15 protein-coding genes are annotated in these 16,291 nt (G+C 68.9%); 5 read left to right on the top strand and 10 right to left on the bottom strand.

Annotated elements, in window-relative coordinates; translation table 11 throughout:
- Positions 1-247: 247 nt before the first annotated feature.
- From ACIQF0_RS36795 to ACIQF0_RS36785, 3 genes are all read right to left on the bottom strand, one after another.
- Positions 248-1,219: a tetratricopeptide repeat protein gene (locus ACIQF0_RS36795; RefSeq protein WP_401037543.1), complete on the bottom strand. Its 972-nt coding sequence runs from the start codon at positions 1,217-1,219 to the stop codon at positions 248-250.
- The gene (locus tag ACIQF0_RS36790; RefSeq protein ID WP_401037541.1) at positions 1,216-2,040 is read right to left on the bottom strand and encodes a hypothetical protein; all 825 of its coding nucleotides are present in this window, start codon (positions 2,038-2,040) and stop codon (positions 1,216-1,218) included. Before ACIQF0_RS36790 ends, ACIQF0_RS36795 begins: the two co-directional genes overlap by 4 nt.
- Positions 2,041-2,141: 101 nt before the next feature.
- On the bottom strand, positions 2,142-2,447 hold the full coding sequence (locus ACIQF0_RS36785; RefSeq protein WP_401037539.1) for an MTH1187 family thiamine-binding protein: 306 nt from the start codon (positions 2,445-2,447) through the stop codon (positions 2,142-2,144).
- Positions 2,448-2,498: 51 nt separating this feature from the next.
- Between ACIQF0_RS36785 and ACIQF0_RS36780 the strand changes: the two genes are divergently transcribed.
- From ACIQF0_RS36780 to ACIQF0_RS36770, 3 genes are read left to right on the top strand one after another with little or no spacing between them, the layout of a single operon-like run.
- Positions 2,499-2,996: a MarR family winged helix-turn-helix transcriptional regulator gene (locus tag ACIQF0_RS36780; RefSeq protein ID WP_093592887.1), complete on the top strand. Its 498-nt coding sequence runs from the start codon at positions 2,499-2,501 to the stop codon at positions 2,994-2,996.
- A gap of 45 nt (positions 2,997-3,041) precedes the next feature.
- The gene (locus ACIQF0_RS36775) at positions 3,042-4,097 is read left to right on the top strand and encodes a phosphotransferase (protein ID WP_401037536.1); all 1,056 of its coding nucleotides are present in this window, start codon (positions 3,042-3,044) and stop codon (positions 4,095-4,097) included.
- Positions 4,094-5,134, top strand: coding sequence for a phosphotransferase family protein (locus tag ACIQF0_RS36770; RefSeq protein WP_401037534.1), 1,041 nt, complete (start codon positions 4,094-4,096; stop codon positions 5,132-5,134). The genes ACIQF0_RS36775 and ACIQF0_RS36770 overlap by 4 nt, the downstream gene beginning before the upstream one ends.
- On the opposite strand, the gene ACIQF0_RS36765 is transcribed toward ACIQF0_RS36770, so the two are convergent.
- The 7 genes from ACIQF0_RS36765 to ACIQF0_RS36735 form a co-directional block, all read right to left on the bottom strand.
- Positions 5,106-5,429 carry a DUF3817 domain-containing protein gene (locus ACIQF0_RS36765; RefSeq protein WP_093592884.1) on the bottom strand — a complete coding sequence of 108 codons (324 nt, stop codon included), beginning with the start codon at positions 5,427-5,429 and terminating at the stop codon, positions 5,106-5,108. The two genes, ACIQF0_RS36770 and ACIQF0_RS36765, sit on opposite strands and share 29 nt — an antisense overlap.
- Positions 5,430-5,479: 50 nt before the next feature.
- Positions 5,480-6,523, bottom strand: a complete 1,044-nt coding sequence (locus ACIQF0_RS36760) for an ABC transporter permease (RefSeq protein ID WP_401037531.1) — start codon at positions 6,521-6,523, stop codon at positions 5,480-5,482.
- Positions 6,520-7,431, bottom strand: coding sequence for an ABC transporter ATP-binding protein (locus ACIQF0_RS36755; RefSeq protein WP_401037528.1), 912 nt, complete (start codon positions 7,429-7,431; stop codon positions 6,520-6,522). The genes ACIQF0_RS36760 and ACIQF0_RS36755 overlap by 4 nt, the downstream gene beginning before the upstream one ends.
- Before the next feature lie 78 nt (positions 7,432-7,509).
- Positions 7,510-8,304, bottom strand: coding sequence for a hypothetical protein (locus ACIQF0_RS36750; protein WP_401037526.1), 795 nt, complete (start codon positions 8,302-8,304; stop codon positions 7,510-7,512).
- A gap of 95 nt (positions 8,305-8,399) precedes the next feature.
- Positions 8,400-10,646 (bottom strand): ATP-binding protein, encoded by a 2,247-nt coding sequence (locus tag ACIQF0_RS36745; RefSeq protein ID WP_401037524.1) that lies wholly within the window; start codon positions 10,644-10,646, stop codon positions 8,400-8,402.
- A gap of 28 nt (positions 10,647-10,674) precedes the next feature.
- Positions 10,675-12,882, bottom strand: coding sequence for a GH92 family glycosyl hydrolase (locus tag ACIQF0_RS36740; protein ID WP_401037521.1), 2,208 nt, complete (start codon positions 12,880-12,882; stop codon positions 10,675-10,677).
- Between the two features lie 240 nt (positions 12,883-13,122).
- A complete protein-coding gene (locus ACIQF0_RS36735) occupies positions 13,123-14,061 on the bottom strand; it encodes a hypothetical protein (protein ID WP_401037519.1) in 939 nt (312 codons plus the stop codon).
- Positions 14,062-14,424: 363 nt separating this feature from the next.
- Here ACIQF0_RS36735 and ACIQF0_RS36730 point away from each other — a divergent pair, with 363 nt between their 5' ends.
- Together ACIQF0_RS36730 and ACIQF0_RS36725 are read left to right on the top strand one after the other, a co-directional pair.
- Complete coding sequence (locus ACIQF0_RS36730) at positions 14,425-15,135, top strand: BTAD domain-containing putative transcriptional regulator (protein WP_401037517.1); 711 nt, start codon at positions 14,425-14,427, stop codon at positions 15,133-15,135.
- 146 nt (positions 15,136-15,281) lie between these two features.
- Positions 15,282-16,265 (top strand): LacI family DNA-binding transcriptional regulator, encoded by a 984-nt coding sequence (locus ACIQF0_RS36725; RefSeq protein WP_330272916.1) that lies wholly within the window; start codon positions 15,282-15,284, stop codon positions 16,263-16,265.
- The last annotated feature ends 26 nt before the right edge of the window (positions 16,266-16,291 follow it).

Here is a 16,291-nt window from a genome sequence, read left to right as displayed (position 1 = left end):
TTGTCAAACGGACACGCTTTTCGTCCGTTTGACAACCCTTCTTGCATGTGGCCCGCTCTTGGTGCGGCTCGTGACGGGACCCCACCGCCAACGCAACCCTCTAACCAACCGGCGGCCGCCCAAAGCAACAGGCGTGCCATCTACCCGCGTGTGGCGCGGACCCCCCGATCAGATTGCCGGGGGTCTGGGGGCAGAGCCCCCAGGGGAAGCACGCAAAGCGACCAGGCCGCAAGCAAGCCGGGGAACGCTAGTACAACGCAGAAGCCAAACTCCGCCGAGCAGCAGCAACCCGAGCATCATCGGCGGGGAACAACTCGAACAACCCCACCAAATGCACCCGAACCCGATCCCGATCATCCCCAAAAACCCGCCGAACAGTACCGACAAGCCGAGCAAACGCCTCGTCGACCAACTGCCCGGCAACCTCAGCATCAGCCGCAGCCAACTGAGCGTCGACATCCTCAGGCGAGGAATCAGCCTTGGCGATCACAGCAGGATCAACAGCCTCAGCCCGCTCAGCAAACCGAGCCTGCGCAAGCCCTTCCTTGGCCAGCTCATGCCCAGGCTCAGAAGCCAGAATCTCCGAGTAGAACCCCTGAGCGGCAACATAATCCCCACGCTCAAAGGCCTCCTCAGCAGCAACAATCCGAGGATCCTCGACAACCTCGTCCTCAGCCACCACAGGCGACCCGGCCCGAGCTTCCCCGGCCCGAATCCCAGGCAACCGCTCCCGCAAAGCATCCAACAACCGAGCAATCCACTGCGACAACTCACCGTCGTCAATGGGCCCGGCAAAAGCGTCAATGGGCTGACCAGCAGCAACGGCGACGGTCGTGGGCACGGACTGCACCCCGAACGCCTGCCCGATCCGAGGCGAGGCCTCCAGATCGACGCGGGCAAGAATCCACGCCCCACCGGAAGCGGACGCGAACCGGGTCAAAGACGAAGCCAGCTGCTGCGACTCAGGACTGTAGGAGGCCCCGAGCAGCACCACGACGGGCACCTGCAGGGACTGCTCGACCACAGCCTGGAACGAGGCTTCGGTGACATCCACGATCCACGGCACGGAGCCGTTGTCGGGAGCGGAGGCGCCGGCGGCGGCCGGCGTGGCGGCGGCCGTGCGGGCAGCGTCGGCGCGGGCCTTCAGGGCGCCGAGATCGACGGCGCCCGAGAGCGCGGCGGACAGTGCGGCGGTCTTGCGAGGATCAGGCCTTGTCACGTGTTCCATCCTGGCACGGCTAGTTCCCGGACCGGGTCCAGGGCCATCGGGTTGACGCGCATCGCCTCGTTGGCTGAGGCGATGCGTAGAGCCAGCGGTGTCATCAGGTCGATGAACCGCGTCGTACCAACTTCACCCAGTGCTTCCCACGGACTCAGAGCGGCCGAGTCCGTGGCTCGTTCCACCGATGGAAGGTCACCGGGCAGGCCTTCCACTGCTTCCCATTCTTCGACAGTCCAACCACGCGCGGTGCGCATGTATGCCGGATCGAGGGAATGCTCACGCGCATAGAGCGCAAGCGCTTGGCACGGTCCCACGCCGGCGGCCACCAGCGCAGCGACATGACCGTCGCCGCGGGCCTCGCGCAGGATCGTGCACGCGTGCCACAACTCCAGGTGGGGCTCGGCAGGCCACGGCAGCGCACGGTTCGCGGCAGCCAACGGACGCCCGGCGAGAGGCGCCGCCATAGCGGCCACACGAGCCAAAGCAGCAGCCTCGGCGATTTCGGGCGTGTCCACCGAACCCAGCAGACGACGCAACGCGCCGTCCGCACCCGCCAGCCGAACACGCAGGTACTCGGACGGCGAGGCGACCGCCCACGCGTCCGGCAGCGCACGGGAGACCATGCGCGGCGCGAAGTTGTAGAAGACCGCCGTCACCAGCTCCGGCGACGCGGCGCCCAGCGGTGCGGCGCGCATGCCGAAGTAGCCCATCCAGCCGCCCTTGCAGCCCAGCGCGTCGGTCGCCGCGCGGGATTCGGGCGTGAAGTACGTGACGTCGTGGTAGGGCTCGAACCGCAACCACAGTTGTCTCGCGTCCACGCCCGACACGCTAACCCAGCGAACGCCGCTGCACGGGTGCACTCACCGGGCCGGCGTAGAGCGTTCGGCCATCCGAGGAGACGTGCCGGAACCGGATCGGATCAGGGCGTGTCGGAGAGGTGCTCCTCGATCCGGTCGACCTTGGCCCTGAGCTGACCGGTGTAGCCGGGCCGGATGTCCGCCTTGAGCACGAGAGACACGCGCGAGGCACTGGCCTGCACGGCTTCCGTCGCGCGCTTGACCACGTCCATCACCTCGTCCCACTCCCCCTCGATCAGAGTGAACATCGCGTTCGTCTCGTTGGGCAGGCCGGACTCCCGCACGACCCGGATCGCCTCGGCGACGGCCTTCGCGACGCCTCCTGTCTCGTCCGAACCGGACGGAGCGACGCTGAACGCGACAAGCACACGTGCCTCCTGATGATCCACGGGTAGTACTGACTGGTAGCTTCGTTGCCCATGACACCGCTGCCGTTCGATCCGATCGCCCGCGCGGCCGAACTGTGGGACGACCGGGTGGGTTCCTCCACGTCGATGGCCGCCGTCACGAGCGTCATGCGTGTCCAGCAAATCATCCAGTCCGCCGTGGACGCAGCCCTCAAGCCGCACGGACTCACGTTCGCGCGCTACGAGGCGTTGGTACTGCTGTACTTCTCCCGCAAGGGCGCGCTGCCGATGCGGGTCATGGGCGAGCGCCTGCAGCTGCACCCGACGAGCGTGACCAACATCGTCGACCGGCTGGAGAGCGACGGACTCGTCCGCCGCACACCGCACCCGACCGACCGCCGCACGACGCTGGTCGAGATCACCGACGCGGGCCTGCAGCGCCGGGAGAGCGCGACCGCGGCCGTCGTCGACGTCAACCTGGGGCTCAAGGGCCTCACCGACCGGCAGACCGAACAGCTCACGGATCTGCTCGCCAAGGTCCGCCGGGCGAGCGGCGACTTCGAGGACTGAGAAAACCGTTTGGGAGCGCAGGCCGATCTGTGGCCTGATGGGCCCATGTGGGATCGACCGGACCGCTCCATCATCGCACTCGTCAGCACCCCCGGCGGATTCAGCGGGCGCACCAGAGCGATCCCGGTCGAGACACCGAACTGGAACCACGTGGAGCCGATCAACACCGCTCTGCGGGAGTTGATCGGTGTGGAGACGAGCGTTCTGCGGCTGCTCTCGGCCGAGGGCGGCAAGGTGCCGTTCGGCGGCATCGTCACCTACCACGTCGAAGCGCACGAAGAGCCTGATCACAGCCTTCTGGAACCTGTCGACGCACCCGAACCCGACGCCGAGCACCGCCTGCCGTGGGCACGTCTGGGCGGTCCGTCCGAACTGGTCGAGTGGGCTGACTCGGTGATCACCCGCACCGGCCCCGCGGTCCAGGTGCGGACCTGGAACCTGTCGAGCGTGCACCGCCTGCCCACCGCGGACGGACCGGTGTGGCTCAAGGCCGTGCCACCGTTCTTCGCCGACGAGGGCGCGGTGATCAAGACGGTCGCCGCCCACGACCCCACGCTGGTGCCCGAAGTGCTGGCCGGCGCACCGGGACGCGTGCTGCTCAGCCAGGCCGACGGCGCGAACTGCTGGCAGCTGACCGCCGAGCAGGTCGACGACGTCGTGCCGCGCTGGGTCGCCGTCCAGCACGCGCTCGCGGGCGAGCCACGACTCCAGCAGTCCGCGGTGCCGATGCCGGATTTCGGTCTGCCCGAAACCCTCACGCACGGCGACTTCCACCCCGGCAACTGGCGAAGCAGCGGCGTGGTCATCGACTGGTCCGACGCCGTCTGGGGGCACCCGGCGCTCGACGCGTGCCGGCTCATGGAGTACGCGAAGCCCGAACTGCACGACCACATCCGGCGCGTGTGGAGCGAGGCGTGGCTCGCGCTCAGGCCGGACAGCAGGCCGCTCGAAGCCCTGGCCATCGCACCCCGCGCGTCCCGGCTGCACAACGCGGTGAAGTACCAGGAGTTCCTCGACAACATCGAGGAGTCCGAGCGGATCTACCACGAGGGCGATCCGCAGGTCGAACTCCGCGAGGCGTTGAGGCTCGTCGCCGGATGAGCAGGACGGTCACCGCCCTGGTCAGCGCGCCCGGCGGGTTCGCGGGCCGCCTGGACGCGTTCGAGGTGCCGACGCTCGACTGGTACCACGTGGAACCGGTCAACGACGCCCTGGAACACCTGCTCGGCGTCCCGACGCACGTGCTGCGACTGATCTCGGCCGAGGGTGGCGACAGGCCGTGCGGCGGCTTCGTGACCTATCACGTCGAGGCGCTGGGCGAACCCGGCAGAGCGCAGTTCCACGCGGCGGAAGAGCCGGAACAGGACGCGGAGCACCGGATGCCGTGGGCACGCCGCGGCGGCCCGTCGGAACTGGTCGCGTGGGCCGACACCCAGGTCGGCCGCACCGGGCCCGCCGTCCAGGTGCGCACCTGGGGCATGTCGGTCGTGCACCGCCTGCCCACCGCGGACGGACCGGTGTGGCTCAAGGCCGTGCCACCGTTCTTCAGCGACGAGGGCGCGGTGATCGAGATGGTCGCGGACGTCGACCTCACGCTGGTCCCGAAGCTCATCGCCTCGGCGCCGCAACGGGTTCTGCTCGGCGACGAACCGGGCGGCAACTGCTGGGACGTCACGCCCGAGGACGTCGAGAGGATCGTGCCGCGCTGGGTGGCGGTGCAGCACGCGCTGGCAGGAGAGCCGCGGATCCGCTCCACCGCGGTGCCGATGCCGGGCTTCGGCCTGCCGGACACCCTCACCCACGGCGACTTCCACCCCGGTAACTGGCACAGGACGGGCGCGATCATCGACTGGGCCGACGCGGTCTGGGGTCACCCGGCGCTCGACGCTTGCCGGATCATCGAGTTCACCCGGCCGGAAATCCACGACCACGTCCGCCGCGTGTGGAGCGAGGCGTGGCTCGCCCTCAGACCGGACAGCAGGCCGCTCGAAGCGCTCGACGTCGCCCGCGCCGCGTCACACCTGCACAACGCGGTGAAGGCGCAGCAGTTCCTGGACAACGTCGAGCAGTCCGAGCGGATCTACCACACGGGCTACCCCGAAGCGGAGCTCAGAGCTGTTCGGCGGCCGGCTCGCTGAGGCGGCCGGTCTTCGAGGCCCAGCGCTCGAAGATCACCGTGCCGAACGGCGGGATGCTCGCGAACAGCGCGAGGACCGTCGTGCGCGCGTCCCACTTCAGCGGCGCAACGGCCATCAGCGTCACCAGCACGTAGCCGACGAAGATCAGGCCGTGGATCGGGCCGAAGACCTTGACGCCGATCTCGTTCTGCACGACGACGTACTTGAAGAACATCCCGAGCAGCAGGCCCGCCCAGGAGATGGCCTCGGCCAGGGCGAGGATGCGGAACCGTCCGACCACGCTGGAGAACGTCATGGTTCCCCATCATGAACCGTGACGGGCGGCACACGGCAACCACCCCTGTCCTATTCCTCCCATTTGAAGACGCGGGAGGCTATGAATCCGACCACCAGCGAAAACCCGACGAGGATCGCCGCAGGCATCGCGAGTGCCTCGATCCCCTTGCCTCGCACCAGCACGTCGAGCATGCCGTCGTTCATGTGCCGCAACGGGAAGATCTTCGACACGGTCTGCAGCCACGCGGGCGCCTGGTCGACGGGGAAGAACGTGCCGGACAGGAACGCCATCGGCAGCACCACGATGTTCGCGGCCGCCGACGCCGCCTCCTCGGTCTTGGCGAACGCGCCGACGAGCATGCCGAGCGCGAAGAACGCGATGGTTCCCAGCAGCAGCAACGGAATCGCCAGCCACCACTGCCCGGAGAGCTTCAGCCCGAACACCGGCAGCGAGGCGATGCCGATGAACGTCGCGCCCTGCACCAGCGCGACGCCGGCGCTGACGAGGATCCGCGACGACAGCACGGAACCCGCCGAGACGGGCGCCAGCCGGATCCGCCGCAGCACCTGCTTGCGGCGCCACGACACGAGAGTCAGCGCCGCGCCGAACACCGCCGACACCGCCACACCCCACGACAGGATGCCCGGCGTCAGGTACTGGATCGGCTTGAGCGAGGCGTCCTCGACCTTCTCCGCGGCGAACGTGAAGGTCGGCGGCTGACCGGTCGCGGCGAGGTTCGCCTTGTCCACGAACCCGTTGATGATGCCGAGCACGGTCGCGGACTTGACCTGGTCGCTCTGCGCGAACCGCACGTCGAGCTGCTGCCCGCGGATGATCAGCGCGGCGGGCAGGTCGCCGTCCTTCACCTTCTGCACCGCGGAGTTCTCGTCGTTGTACGGCTCCAGTTCCAACGCACCGCTGTCGCGCAGCGCGGACACGATCGGGCCGTCGCCGACGACCGCGATCCTCGTCTTGTCCGCGCCGACGTCGCGCAGGATCAGGCCGAAGATGACGAGGAACATCAACGGGAACAGGAAGGTGAAGAACAACGTCACCTTGTCCCGCAGGAATCCCTTGAGCATCGCCACCGAGAGCGTCTTGAACGCGGTCATGCGCGGTACTCCCGACCCGTCAGGTTGAGGAAAACGTCTTCGAGGGTGGCCGTGCGGACCTGAAGTCCGTCGAGCGCGCCCCGTTCGGCCAAAGCGGACAGCACGGGAGCGGGGCGGCGCGTGGAGAGCGTCAGCGACACCTCGTCCTCCTGCGCCTCGTCGACACCGTCGAGCGCGGAAGCGTCCACAACGGACAGAACGCCCTTCTGCAGCGTCACGTGGGTCGGCGCGTCGAGGCCGCGCACCAGCACGGCCGGCGGGTCGAGCGCGAGGATCCTGCCGGTGTCCATGATGGCCACCCGGTCGCAGAGGATCTCGGCCTCGTCCAGGTAGTGCGTGGTGTAGACGATGGTCTTGCCGCGCTCCTGGATCGCGCGCAGGACGTCCCAGAGGTTGCGGCGGGCCTGCGGGTCGAGGGCGGCGGTCGGTTCGTCGAGGAACACGATGTCCGGGTCGTGCACCAGCGCGCACGCGATCGAAAGCCGTTGGCGCTGACCGCCGGAGAGCTTGTTCTCCTGCTCGTTCGCCTTGTCCGCGAGGCCGACCAGTTCCAGCATGTCCGCGGCCGTGCCGTGACTCACGCCGTAGAGCGCGCCGAACGTCTGCAGCTGCTCCTTGGCCGTCAGCTTGTCGAAGAACGACGTCGCCTGCAGCTGAACACCGATGCGCGGCAACAACTTCACGTTGCGCGGCCACGGGCTCTCGCCGAGCAACCGCACCTCACCGCTGTCGGGCTTGCGCAGCCCCTCGACGATCTCCAGCGTGGTGGTCTTCCCGGCGCCGTTGGGCCCCAGGATGCCGAAGAACTCGCCTTCGGCCACGGTGAACGAAACCCCGTCCACCGCCTTCAGGTCGCCGTAGCTCTTGCGGATGTCCCGCACCACGACCGCCGACCGTTCCTCCGTCATGGGCGTGACGGTAGGTCAGCGCTGATCGGTTCGCGTGGCGAAACGACGAAAGTCGGAGCCAAGTCGAGACGAAGTGGGTCAGCCGCCTGCGACGAGCAGTGGACACGCCGTGTACGCGTCGTTCAACCTGCGTAGAGCCGCCGCGAACTGCTCGAAGCGAGCGCGCGGAACCGCGGCGCGGACCTCGCCGATCACCTGCCACAGGTAGCGGTGCTCGGCGGTCTCCACGACCGGCAGCGCCAGGCCGCCGGGGACGTCGCAGGCGAACGCGAGCGCCACCGCCGCGGCGCGCAGGCACGCGGTCGCGAGCGTCACGCAGTCCTCGACGAGCGTGCGGTCGTCCTGGGCGCGCAGCACGCCGGTGACGGCGAACCGGACGGCCTGCATCAGCGCGAGGTAGAGGCGCTGGCCGGCCTGGGTGCGTTCGAACGGCAGGTCCTCGGCGCCGCAACCGGGCGTCACGACGGTCATGCCGACCTGGGGACGCCGCAGCACGTGGTCGAAGAGCGCGGTCGGGGCCCAGAGCAGGGTGCGCCAGGAGTCCTCGGTGATCGAGGTGCCCATCCTGGCCGCGTTCTCCAGCACGTCGAGGTAGGCGATCAGGACGCCGGAGAGGAAGATCCCGCCGCGGTCGCCACCGACCCGGACGACGCCGAAGCGCTCGTCGAGGGTGTCGTCCTGGACCCAGTAGCCGGGCGTCCACTCGATGACGCCGCTGCTCGCCAGCACCACGCGCGCGAGGCGCTGGTGCACGGGCGACGCCGAGAGCACGGTGTCGTCGAGCCCCATCTGGACGAGCGTGGACGCGGCGTGCTGCAGCGACTCGCGCTGCTGGGGCACGAGGTCGGGGTGCAGCAGGCGGAACGGTTCCACGTCACCCCTCCCCTTCCGTAGTCGTCCTCACAATGAACGGCAGGGGGCGCGAAGTCATCCGGATGAACCGCAGCGTTACGTCTCAGTTGGACGCGTCAGTGCGACTGGGCCCAGGCCGTGAGCTGTGCGCGAGACGAAAGATTCAACGCCGTTTTCACGTTGTGCACGTGGGATTCCACGGTGCGGTGCGAGATGCCGAGTGTGGCCGCTACCTGCGCGTTCGTCAAACCCCGTGCGACCAGTTCGACGACCATCCGCTGCCGGTCGCTGAGCACCGGGCGCTGCACGATCTCCTTGTCCAGCGCGGTTTCCAGGGCGTGCCGCACGTCCATCGCCCGGCCCGCGCCGAGCGCCCGCTGAAAAGCCGCCGGAGACAAGGATTCCCGCGCGAGGTCGAGCGCGGCGTCCATCTTCCGCCGCCACCACGTTTCGGACGGAACAACCCACGACGTGCGCATCTGCTGACAGGCTGCCAGAAGTCGCACGCCGAGCTCGTGACGTCCGGACAGCATCGCGACCAGGCCGCGGCCCTCCACCGACTCCAGCACGGCCCGCGGCGTGGTCGCCGTCATGCGCGCGCTCTCGGCGAACCGGGCGCCGGCCGCCGCCAAATCCCCCCGTTCCAACGCGATGCAGCCCCACGTGTGCACCGCGACAGCCACGACGTCCTGCCGTGCATGGAGTCTGAGCACCGGCAACGCGCCCTCGATCAGCACGGCGGCGGCGTCCACGTCACCCTGGACGAGCAGCCGCCAGCCGAGGTTCTGGCTGGACACGGCCACACTCACGTCGTTGCCGTTGCGCACGCCGTGCTGGATCGATCGGCGCAACGCCCACGCGGTGTTCGCCACGTCGCCCATGCCGTCGTAAGCGCTCGCTAACGTCCGGAACAGGCGGCACCTGATCAGGTCCTGCCCGCCGGCCTCCGCCGTCTCGACCGCCTCGATGGCGTACTTCACCGCCTCGTCGTGCCGCTGGTCGTGGCCCGCCAGCAGGGACGCGTACTCCAGCGCGAGGATCCGGTAGCGGGCGTCGGCGGGCGACTGGTCCAGCACCTGCATCAGCACCGCGCCGGCCTCGGCGAAGTAGCCGCGGTCGAAGCACACCCGCAGCAGCATCGTGGCGAGCATCAGCCGCCGGTCGTCCTCCGATACCACCAGATGGGCGAACGCGTACGCCACGTTGTCGTACTCCTGGTGCTGTGCCTTCACCTGCTCCGGCGTGAGGATCGACGACGAGACGGCGGGTTCGCCCTTCTCGCACAGCCATTCGACGATCCGTTCGGCCGTCACCTCGTGCTCGCCGTGTTCTTCGAGCCGTTCAGCGGCGTACAGGCGAACCGATTCGAGCATCCGGAACCGGCCGTCGTTCTCCCGCACCACCAACGACTTCGCCTGCAACGCCGTGAGCAGGCCGATCACCGCGCCGCCGTGCACGACCTGGGCGATCTCCAGCCCGAACCCGCCGGGCAGCAGCGCGAGCCGCCGGAACAGCTCCTTCTCGGGCGCGGTCAGCAGGTCGTGACTCCACGCGATGGCCGCACGCAGGCTCTGGTGCCGCACCTGCTCGCCGGCGTCGCTCAGCAGGTCGAGGCGGTGGTCGAGGCGGTCCGCGAGCTCGGGCAGCGGCACCGATCGAGAGAGTTTCGCGGCCAGTTCCACGGCCAGCGGCAGGCCGTCCAAGCGAGTGCAGATCGCCGCGATGGCGTCGTGGTCACCGCCGGCTCCGGCGCGTTCGGCGAACAACTTCGCCGCGTCGGCTTCCATGCCGTGCAGCGGATAGACGACCTCGCCGACGGATCTCAGCGCTTCCCGGCTGGTCGCGAGAACCTGAACGTGCGGGCACCGCGACAGGAGCGCGTCCACGACGGCACAACATTCTTCGACGAGGTGCTCACAGTTGTCGACGAGCAGCAAGATTCGGCGGCCGGTCAGTTCCTGGAGCAACGTGGTCCGCAGCGCGACACCCGCGTGCTGGTACACCCCAACGGCTTCCGCGACGGCCTGCACCACCTGTTCCGGCCGGCTCAGCCTGCCCAGCTCGACGGTGCGGACCTCGGTGCGTCTGGCACGTCCGGCGAGCTCGGCCGCGAGCCTCGTCTTGCCGACCCCGCCCGGTCCGACCAGCGTGAGCATCCTGTGCTTGCGCAGCAACGAAAGCAGCTCCGCGAGCTCGCTCTCCCTGCCGACGAACGCGTCGTCGTAGCGGGGCAGCTCCGTGACCACAGTGGACGTTCCGGCGGAACGCTGACGGTAGGCGCGCTGACGGCACGCGTTCGAGCAATAGCGCGCCCGCGAGGGCAGGGGCGCGAAGCCCGTGCCGCAGCTCGCGCAGATGCCCATCGCACGAGACTACGACCGTTCCGACGTCTCAATTGGAAAGTGTGCGGAGGTCGACCTCCAGCGTGGTCCCCGAACGCAGTTCCACGAGCTCGATCCGATCCTTCGTCCTGGAGCGCCAGCCGCTGCGAATTCGCTGCACCACCTGCGTCTTCGTGACGTCGGCCGCCTCTGCTTTGATCACGATGTCCTTGCCGTTCTCCAGATGGACCACGGCCTTCGTGAACTTGGGAGCGTGCGGCACGAACTCGCCGGTCCCCGGCACGGCCGGATACATCCCGAGCGCGCTGAACACGTACCAGGCCGACATCGTGCCGAGGTCGTCGTTGCCCGTGACACCCGCCGGTCCGTTGACGAACAACGTCTGCGCGGCCCGCACGACCACCGACGTCTTCTCCGGCTTGCCGATGAGCGCGTACATCCACGGCGCGTGCAGATCGGGCTCGTTGTTCGGGTTGTACCTGAACTGGTTGTAGTAGTCGTACGGCCCCACGACCCACTTCTCGCGGACGGTCCTCGCTGGGTCCACCAGCAGATCGGGGTACGCGAAGAAGTCGTCCAGCCGCGCCTCGGCCGCGGCCTTGCCGCCGAGCGCCGTGATCAGGCCGGTGATGTCGTGCTGGCAGAGCCACTGGTACTGCCACGCCGTCCCCTCGTGGAACCCTTCCGGGCCCTGCGGTGTGAACGGGGTGAGCCACGCGCCGCCCTGCAGCTTCGGTCGCGGGAACCCGGTGAAGCCCCGGTCCGTGACGCTGTTGTCCCAGAGGGTGCGGTGGTTGAGGCCGCGCTTGCGGAGCCGTTCCGCGTCCTCGGCGTGGCCCAGTTCCGCGGCCATGATCGCGAGCGTGGCGTCGGCCAGCGCGTACTCCAGGGTCGCCGACGCGCCGTGGTGCGGATCGGTGTCCTGGCCCTTCTTCGGGAAGCGCTTGTCGTACTGGACGAATCCGTTCGCGAGGTAGTTCGGGTTGCCGGACCTGCCCTGGAAACGGGAACTCTGCGGCGGGACGCCGTCGGCGTTCTGCACCAACGCCTGGTACGCCTGCTCTTCGAAGCCCTTGAGGTGGCCGAAGCGCCAGAGGTCGACCAGGAACGGCGTGACCGGGTCGCCGGTCATGCAGTTCGTCTCCTGGTTCGCGTACGCCCAACGCGGGAGCCAGCCGCCCTGTTCGTGAATGGCCAGGATGCTCCGTGCGATGTCCTGCGAGCGTTTCGTGCGCAGCAGCGCCAGAAGCTGGTTGTGCGCGCGGTAGGTGTCCCACAGCGAGTAGTACTCGTAGTAGGTCCAGCCGTCGGCCTGGTGGACCTGGTTGTCGAAGCCCCGGTACCTGCCGTCCGCGTCGCTGCCGGTCAGCGGCTGGAGCAGCACGTGGTAGAGCGCGGTGTAGAAGACCGCGCGCTCGTCCCAGTCGTCGGTCTCGATCTCGATGCAGCCGAGCTCCGCGCGCCAGGCTTCCTGCGCCTCGTTGCGGATGTCGTCGAAGGTCCTGCCGCCGGTCTCGGTCTCCAGGTTGTTCGCCGCGCCCTGTTCATCCACTTGGGACAGTGCGGTGGTCGCCGTGACCGGGCCGGGGCCGAACGTCACCCAGGCGCCCCTGAGCCCGGCGCCGCCGGCGGAATCCCGTTGGCCCGGCTTGGATCCTGCCGGACCCCACGTGCCGAACTGCGCGAACGGGCGGTCGAACCTGGTGACGAAGTGCGTGAGGTACGGGCGGCCGCCGCAGAACGCCTGCGTCTCCACGGTTCCGACGATCGTCCGGTCGCCGACGACCCTGACGGAACTGGCGCTGACCGGTTCCTTGTCGTTGGCCTGGCCCACGTTGACGAGCAGCGTGCCCTGGACGCCGGTGGGGAACGTGTACCGCTCCACACCCGCGCGCGTGGTCGCCGTGCACTCGACGGTGATGTCCCGGTCCAGCTTGACCTTGTAGTAACCGGGTTTGCCGATCTCGCCGTCGTGCGTGTAGCCGCTGGCGTACCGCTTGTGGTCGAAGATCTGCGGCAGCTGCGTGACCGGGAGGATCGGCACCAGTCCGCCCTGCTCCCAGCAGCCCGCGCCGGACAGGAAGAAGTGCCCGAAGCCCCGGATCTGCTGGTCGTCGTAGCGGTAGCCGGCGTAGTGGGAGCCGACCGGGCTGGAATGCGCCTTGCCGAACGGCATGGACGCGCCGGGGAACGTGTTGCCCTCGTCCTTTGTGCCGATGAAGGTGTTGACCGACTCAATGGGATCCAGTGCGTCCACGACTTTCACCCTAGTTGGGATCTTGGGGTGGTGTGGGGTGGCGCTGTGGTCCGGTCGGGTGGTTGCCGGGAGGGACCGGGCCGGGGTGCGACCGCCGCCGCATGCGCACCCCGGCCCGGGGGCCTACTCGCCGGACCCGCGCGGGCTGAGAACGCTGTCCGTCACCAGATCATCGCTGAGCGCACACGGTCCAGGTCAAGCCCTTGACGATCACTTGTCCGGTTCCGGACATCGGTGCCGTCAGCGGGCCGACATCGCGTTCAGCGTCGTGTACCCCACGCCGAGCTGCGCGAACGCCTCCAGGGTGAACTCCGAGAGCTGGTCGAGCATGGTCGGGTTCTGGAGCAACAACCGGGTCTGAGCCTGCCGTGCCCCGGTGAGGCGCGGCAGCTCGCTGTACACGATCTTGACGCTCTTGCCGTCCGCCGCCGTCACGTCGACCTTGATGTCCTTGTAGACGCCGGTCAGCTTCGAGGCGATCTTCGTCGCGAGGTCGTGGACGATGACGGCCGCGGTCAGGCCGGCCACGATCGTCAGGATCGTCACCGGGTCCACGTAGAGCGCGCTGGACTTCGGTGTCGTCCACGCGCCACCGCTGTAGAGCCGGATCGCCGAGTTGGTCGTGGTCAGGTCGATGTCGACGGCGTTGGACCTGGCCGCGCTGAACATCGTGCCCGTGGCGACGTCCTGTTCGAACCACACCTGCACGGCCTCCACCGGTGTGAGCAGGTCGCTGCCCGAGACGATCGGGTTCTCGGCGACGTAGATGGGGGTCGTCGTGCTGTTGCCGTTGATGTCCGTCGAGTACGCCGACAGGCCGGGGTGGATCTTGCCGAATTCGTTGACCAGCGTGATACCGGTCTTCGGGCCGCCGGTGACCGCATCGCCGAGGATGCCCTCCTTGTCCAGCGTCGACTGGTCGCCGAGGCCGACGGCGACCTCGTTGGTGGCGACGCGCACGCTCACGTTGCCCTGGAACGTGTTGCTGCCGAAGAGGTGGTAGAGCGGCTGCCAGGAGAACGTGTTCTCGTGGAGGTAGCTGTCCGCGGACTGCCAGACGACGTTGTAGGTCTCGTTGACCTTCTTCGCGAAGCAGAGCTTGTAGCCGCTGTCCTTCAGGGTCTTGAGGTCCTCCGGGGCGATCCGGATGTCGACGCTCTTGATCTGTCCGTCCGTCATGGTCGCGCTCCTGTGCTGGATGTCGTCCGGGCCTGGGCGGCCCGCTGCACACGCTCCGGGGCGGCCGTCTCCGGCAGGTCTTCGCGACGCGCGCACCGCCGTCACCGCGCCGTCGGCGTCACTCGATGGGCTGGACTGGGCCGAGCGGGTTCCGTTGGGCCATTGGCGTTACGGGTGCCGGGCGAACGGCAGGGGAACCGGCGACGCGCCGTCGCCGCCCGTTCCCGACCGGGTGGTGGTCAAGTCCGCACGACTGAGTGCCCACCGCCGACCGGCAGTCGGCAGGACACCGCGACAGGTGGGTGAGAGATGCCCTGGAGACGGCGCCGGGTGATGCTCGGGACGGCCGAGGGAGGAACCGCGATGAGAGAAGCCGATGACGCGCATCTGGTGTTGCTGGGCCGGTTCGAGCTGCTCGCCGGATGCGGTGACGTCGTGCTGCCCAAGGGCGCGCAGCGGCTGCTGGCCTACCTCGCGATCCACCACGGCGACGCGGTGAGCCGGCAGGCCGCCGCCGAGCAGCTGTGGCCCGAGTGCCGCAGGCAACGGGCGACGGCCAACGTGCGGCAGGCGCTGTGGCACCTGCGCCGGGCGACCGAACGGCCGGTGGTCGAGCCCTCGGTGGACCGGCTGCGGCTGTCGCCCGCGCTGACCGTCGACTTCTGCCGGGCGGTCGAGACCGCGCATCTCGTCGTCAGCTCCGCCACCCCCGGAGCGGAGGACCTGGTCGGTGCCCTGTCCCGCGACCTGCTGCCCTACTGGACCGACGACTGGCTGGCCCCCGAACGACGCCGGTGGGAGCAGGTCCGGCTGCACGCGCTGGAGGCGGTCGCCCAGCACCTCATCTCGGCCGGCGCGCACCTCGCCGCACTGGAAGCCGCCTTCACCGCGATCTCCATCGACCCGGTCAGGGAGACCGCGCACCGGACGGTGATCGCGGCACATCTCGCCCAGGGCAACTACGGCTCCGCGCTGCGGCACTACCAGCAGTACCGCGCGCTCCTGCACCGCGAACTGGGCGTCACGCCGTCCTCGCACATGACCCGGCTCGTCGCGTCTCAGGCGGCGCTGTGAGCCATGGGCGTTGACGCGGGGCAGCGCCCTTGACCGGTAAGGAAACGGTTGACAAGGGCGTAAGGCCGGGGTGAGATACGCCCACTATGACAACGTTGTCCCCCAGCGGGCCCGTAGCCGGTCAGCGCAAGGTACGTCGCGCGACGATGAACGACGTCGCGCGGCTCGCGGGCGTGAGCATCAAGACCGTCTCGCGCGTGGTCAACGACGAGCCGGGCGTGCACCCGTCCACCGCCGAGCGCGTGCTGGCGGCCATCGACCAGCTCGGGTTCCGGCGGAACCTGAGTGCCCGCAACCTGCGCCGAGGCTCGTCCACCGGCACGATCGGGCTGGTGCTGGAAGACGTCGGCAACCCGTTCTACTCCGGCGTGACGCGCGCTGTCGAGGAGATCGCCCGTTTGCGCGGCAGACAGGTGATCTCGGGGTCGTCGGACGAGGATCCGAGCCGCGAGCGCGAGCTGGCGCTGGAGTTCTGCTCGCGCAGGGTCGACGGGCTGCTGATCGTGCCCGCCGGCCTCCAGCACAGCTACCTGGTGCCGGAGATGCGCGCGGGCACGCCCGTGGTGTTCCTGGACCGGCCCGCGGGCGACGTCGTGGCCGACACCGTGCTGGTGGACAACATCGGTGGCACCGTCGAGGCGGTCACGCACCTGGCCTCGCACGGGCACCGCCGCATCGCGTTCCTCGGGGACGCGCCGGACATCTTCACCGCCAACGAGCGCCTGCGCGGCTACCGCGAGGGCTGCGTGCGCGCGGGCATCGGCTACCACGAGGAACTCGTGGCGATGGGGCCGCACGACGAAAGCAGCGTCAGGACCACGTTGCAGCGCCTGCACAGCATGCGGGAGCCCGCGACGGCGATCGTGGCGGGCAACAACCGCATCACCGTGTACATCCTGCGCGCGCTCGCGGGCGTCGCGGAAAGGCCCGCTCTCGTGGGCTTCGACGACTTCGAACTCGCCGACCTGTTGTCGCCGCCGGTGACCGTGATCGCGCACGACGCGAGCGCGCTCGGCAAGGCGGCCACCGATTTGTTGTTCGCCCGACTGGACGGCGACAACTCACCACCGCGCCGCGTCGTGCTGCCGGTGCGCTTGGTGCCACGAGGATCCGGGGAGGTCCACGCGTGAGTTCTGGTGTTCTCCACCAGCCTGTC

The sequence above is a fragment of the Lentzea sp. NPDC092896 genome (genome assembly GCF_044754905.1).
GTDB lineage: Bacteria > Actinomycetota > Actinomycetes > Mycobacteriales > Pseudonocardiaceae > Lentzea.
This window is presented reverse-complemented; position numbering and strand designations above follow the sequence as displayed.

What these genes read in the sequence shown, in the direction of transcription:
- ACIQF0_RS36770 (WP_401037534.1), top strand. Translation starts at nt 4,094, where the DNA reads ATGAGCAGGACGGTCACCGCCCTGGTCAGCGCGCCCGGCGGGTTCGCG.
- ACIQF0_RS36760 (WP_401037531.1), bottom strand. Translation starts at nt 6,523, where the DNA reads ATGACCGCGTTCAAGACGCTCTCGGTGGCGATGCTCAAGGGATTCCTG.
- ACIQF0_RS36775 (WP_401037536.1), top strand. Translation starts at nt 3,042, where the DNA reads ATGTGGGATCGACCGGACCGCTCCATCATCGCACTCGTCAGCACCCCC.
- ACIQF0_RS36725 (WP_330272916.1), top strand. Translation starts at nt 15,282, where the DNA reads ATGAACGACGTCGCGCGGCTCGCGGGCGTGAGCATCAAGACCGTCTCG.
- ACIQF0_RS36780 (WP_093592887.1), top strand. Translation starts at nt 2,499, where the DNA reads ATGACACCGCTGCCGTTCGATCCGATCGCCCGCGCGGCCGAACTGTGG.
- ACIQF0_RS36765 (WP_093592884.1), bottom strand. Translation starts at nt 5,429, where the DNA reads ATGACGTTCTCCAGCGTGGTCGGACGGTTCCGCATCCTCGCCCTGGCC.
- ACIQF0_RS36735 (WP_401037519.1), bottom strand. Translation starts at nt 14,061, where the DNA reads ATGACGGACGGACAGATCAAGAGCGTCGACATCCGGATCGCCCCGGAG.
- ACIQF0_RS36730 (WP_401037517.1), top strand. Translation starts at nt 14,425, where the DNA reads ATGAGAGAAGCCGATGACGCGCATCTGGTGTTGCTGGGCCGGTTCGAG.
- ACIQF0_RS36745 (WP_401037524.1), bottom strand. Translation starts at nt 10,646, where the DNA reads ATGGGCATCTGCGCGAGCTGCGGCACGGGCTTCGCGCCCCTGCCCTCG.
- ACIQF0_RS36755 (WP_401037528.1), bottom strand. Translation starts at nt 7,431, where the DNA reads ATGACGGAGGAACGGTCGGCGGTCGTGGTGCGGGACATCCGCAAGAGC.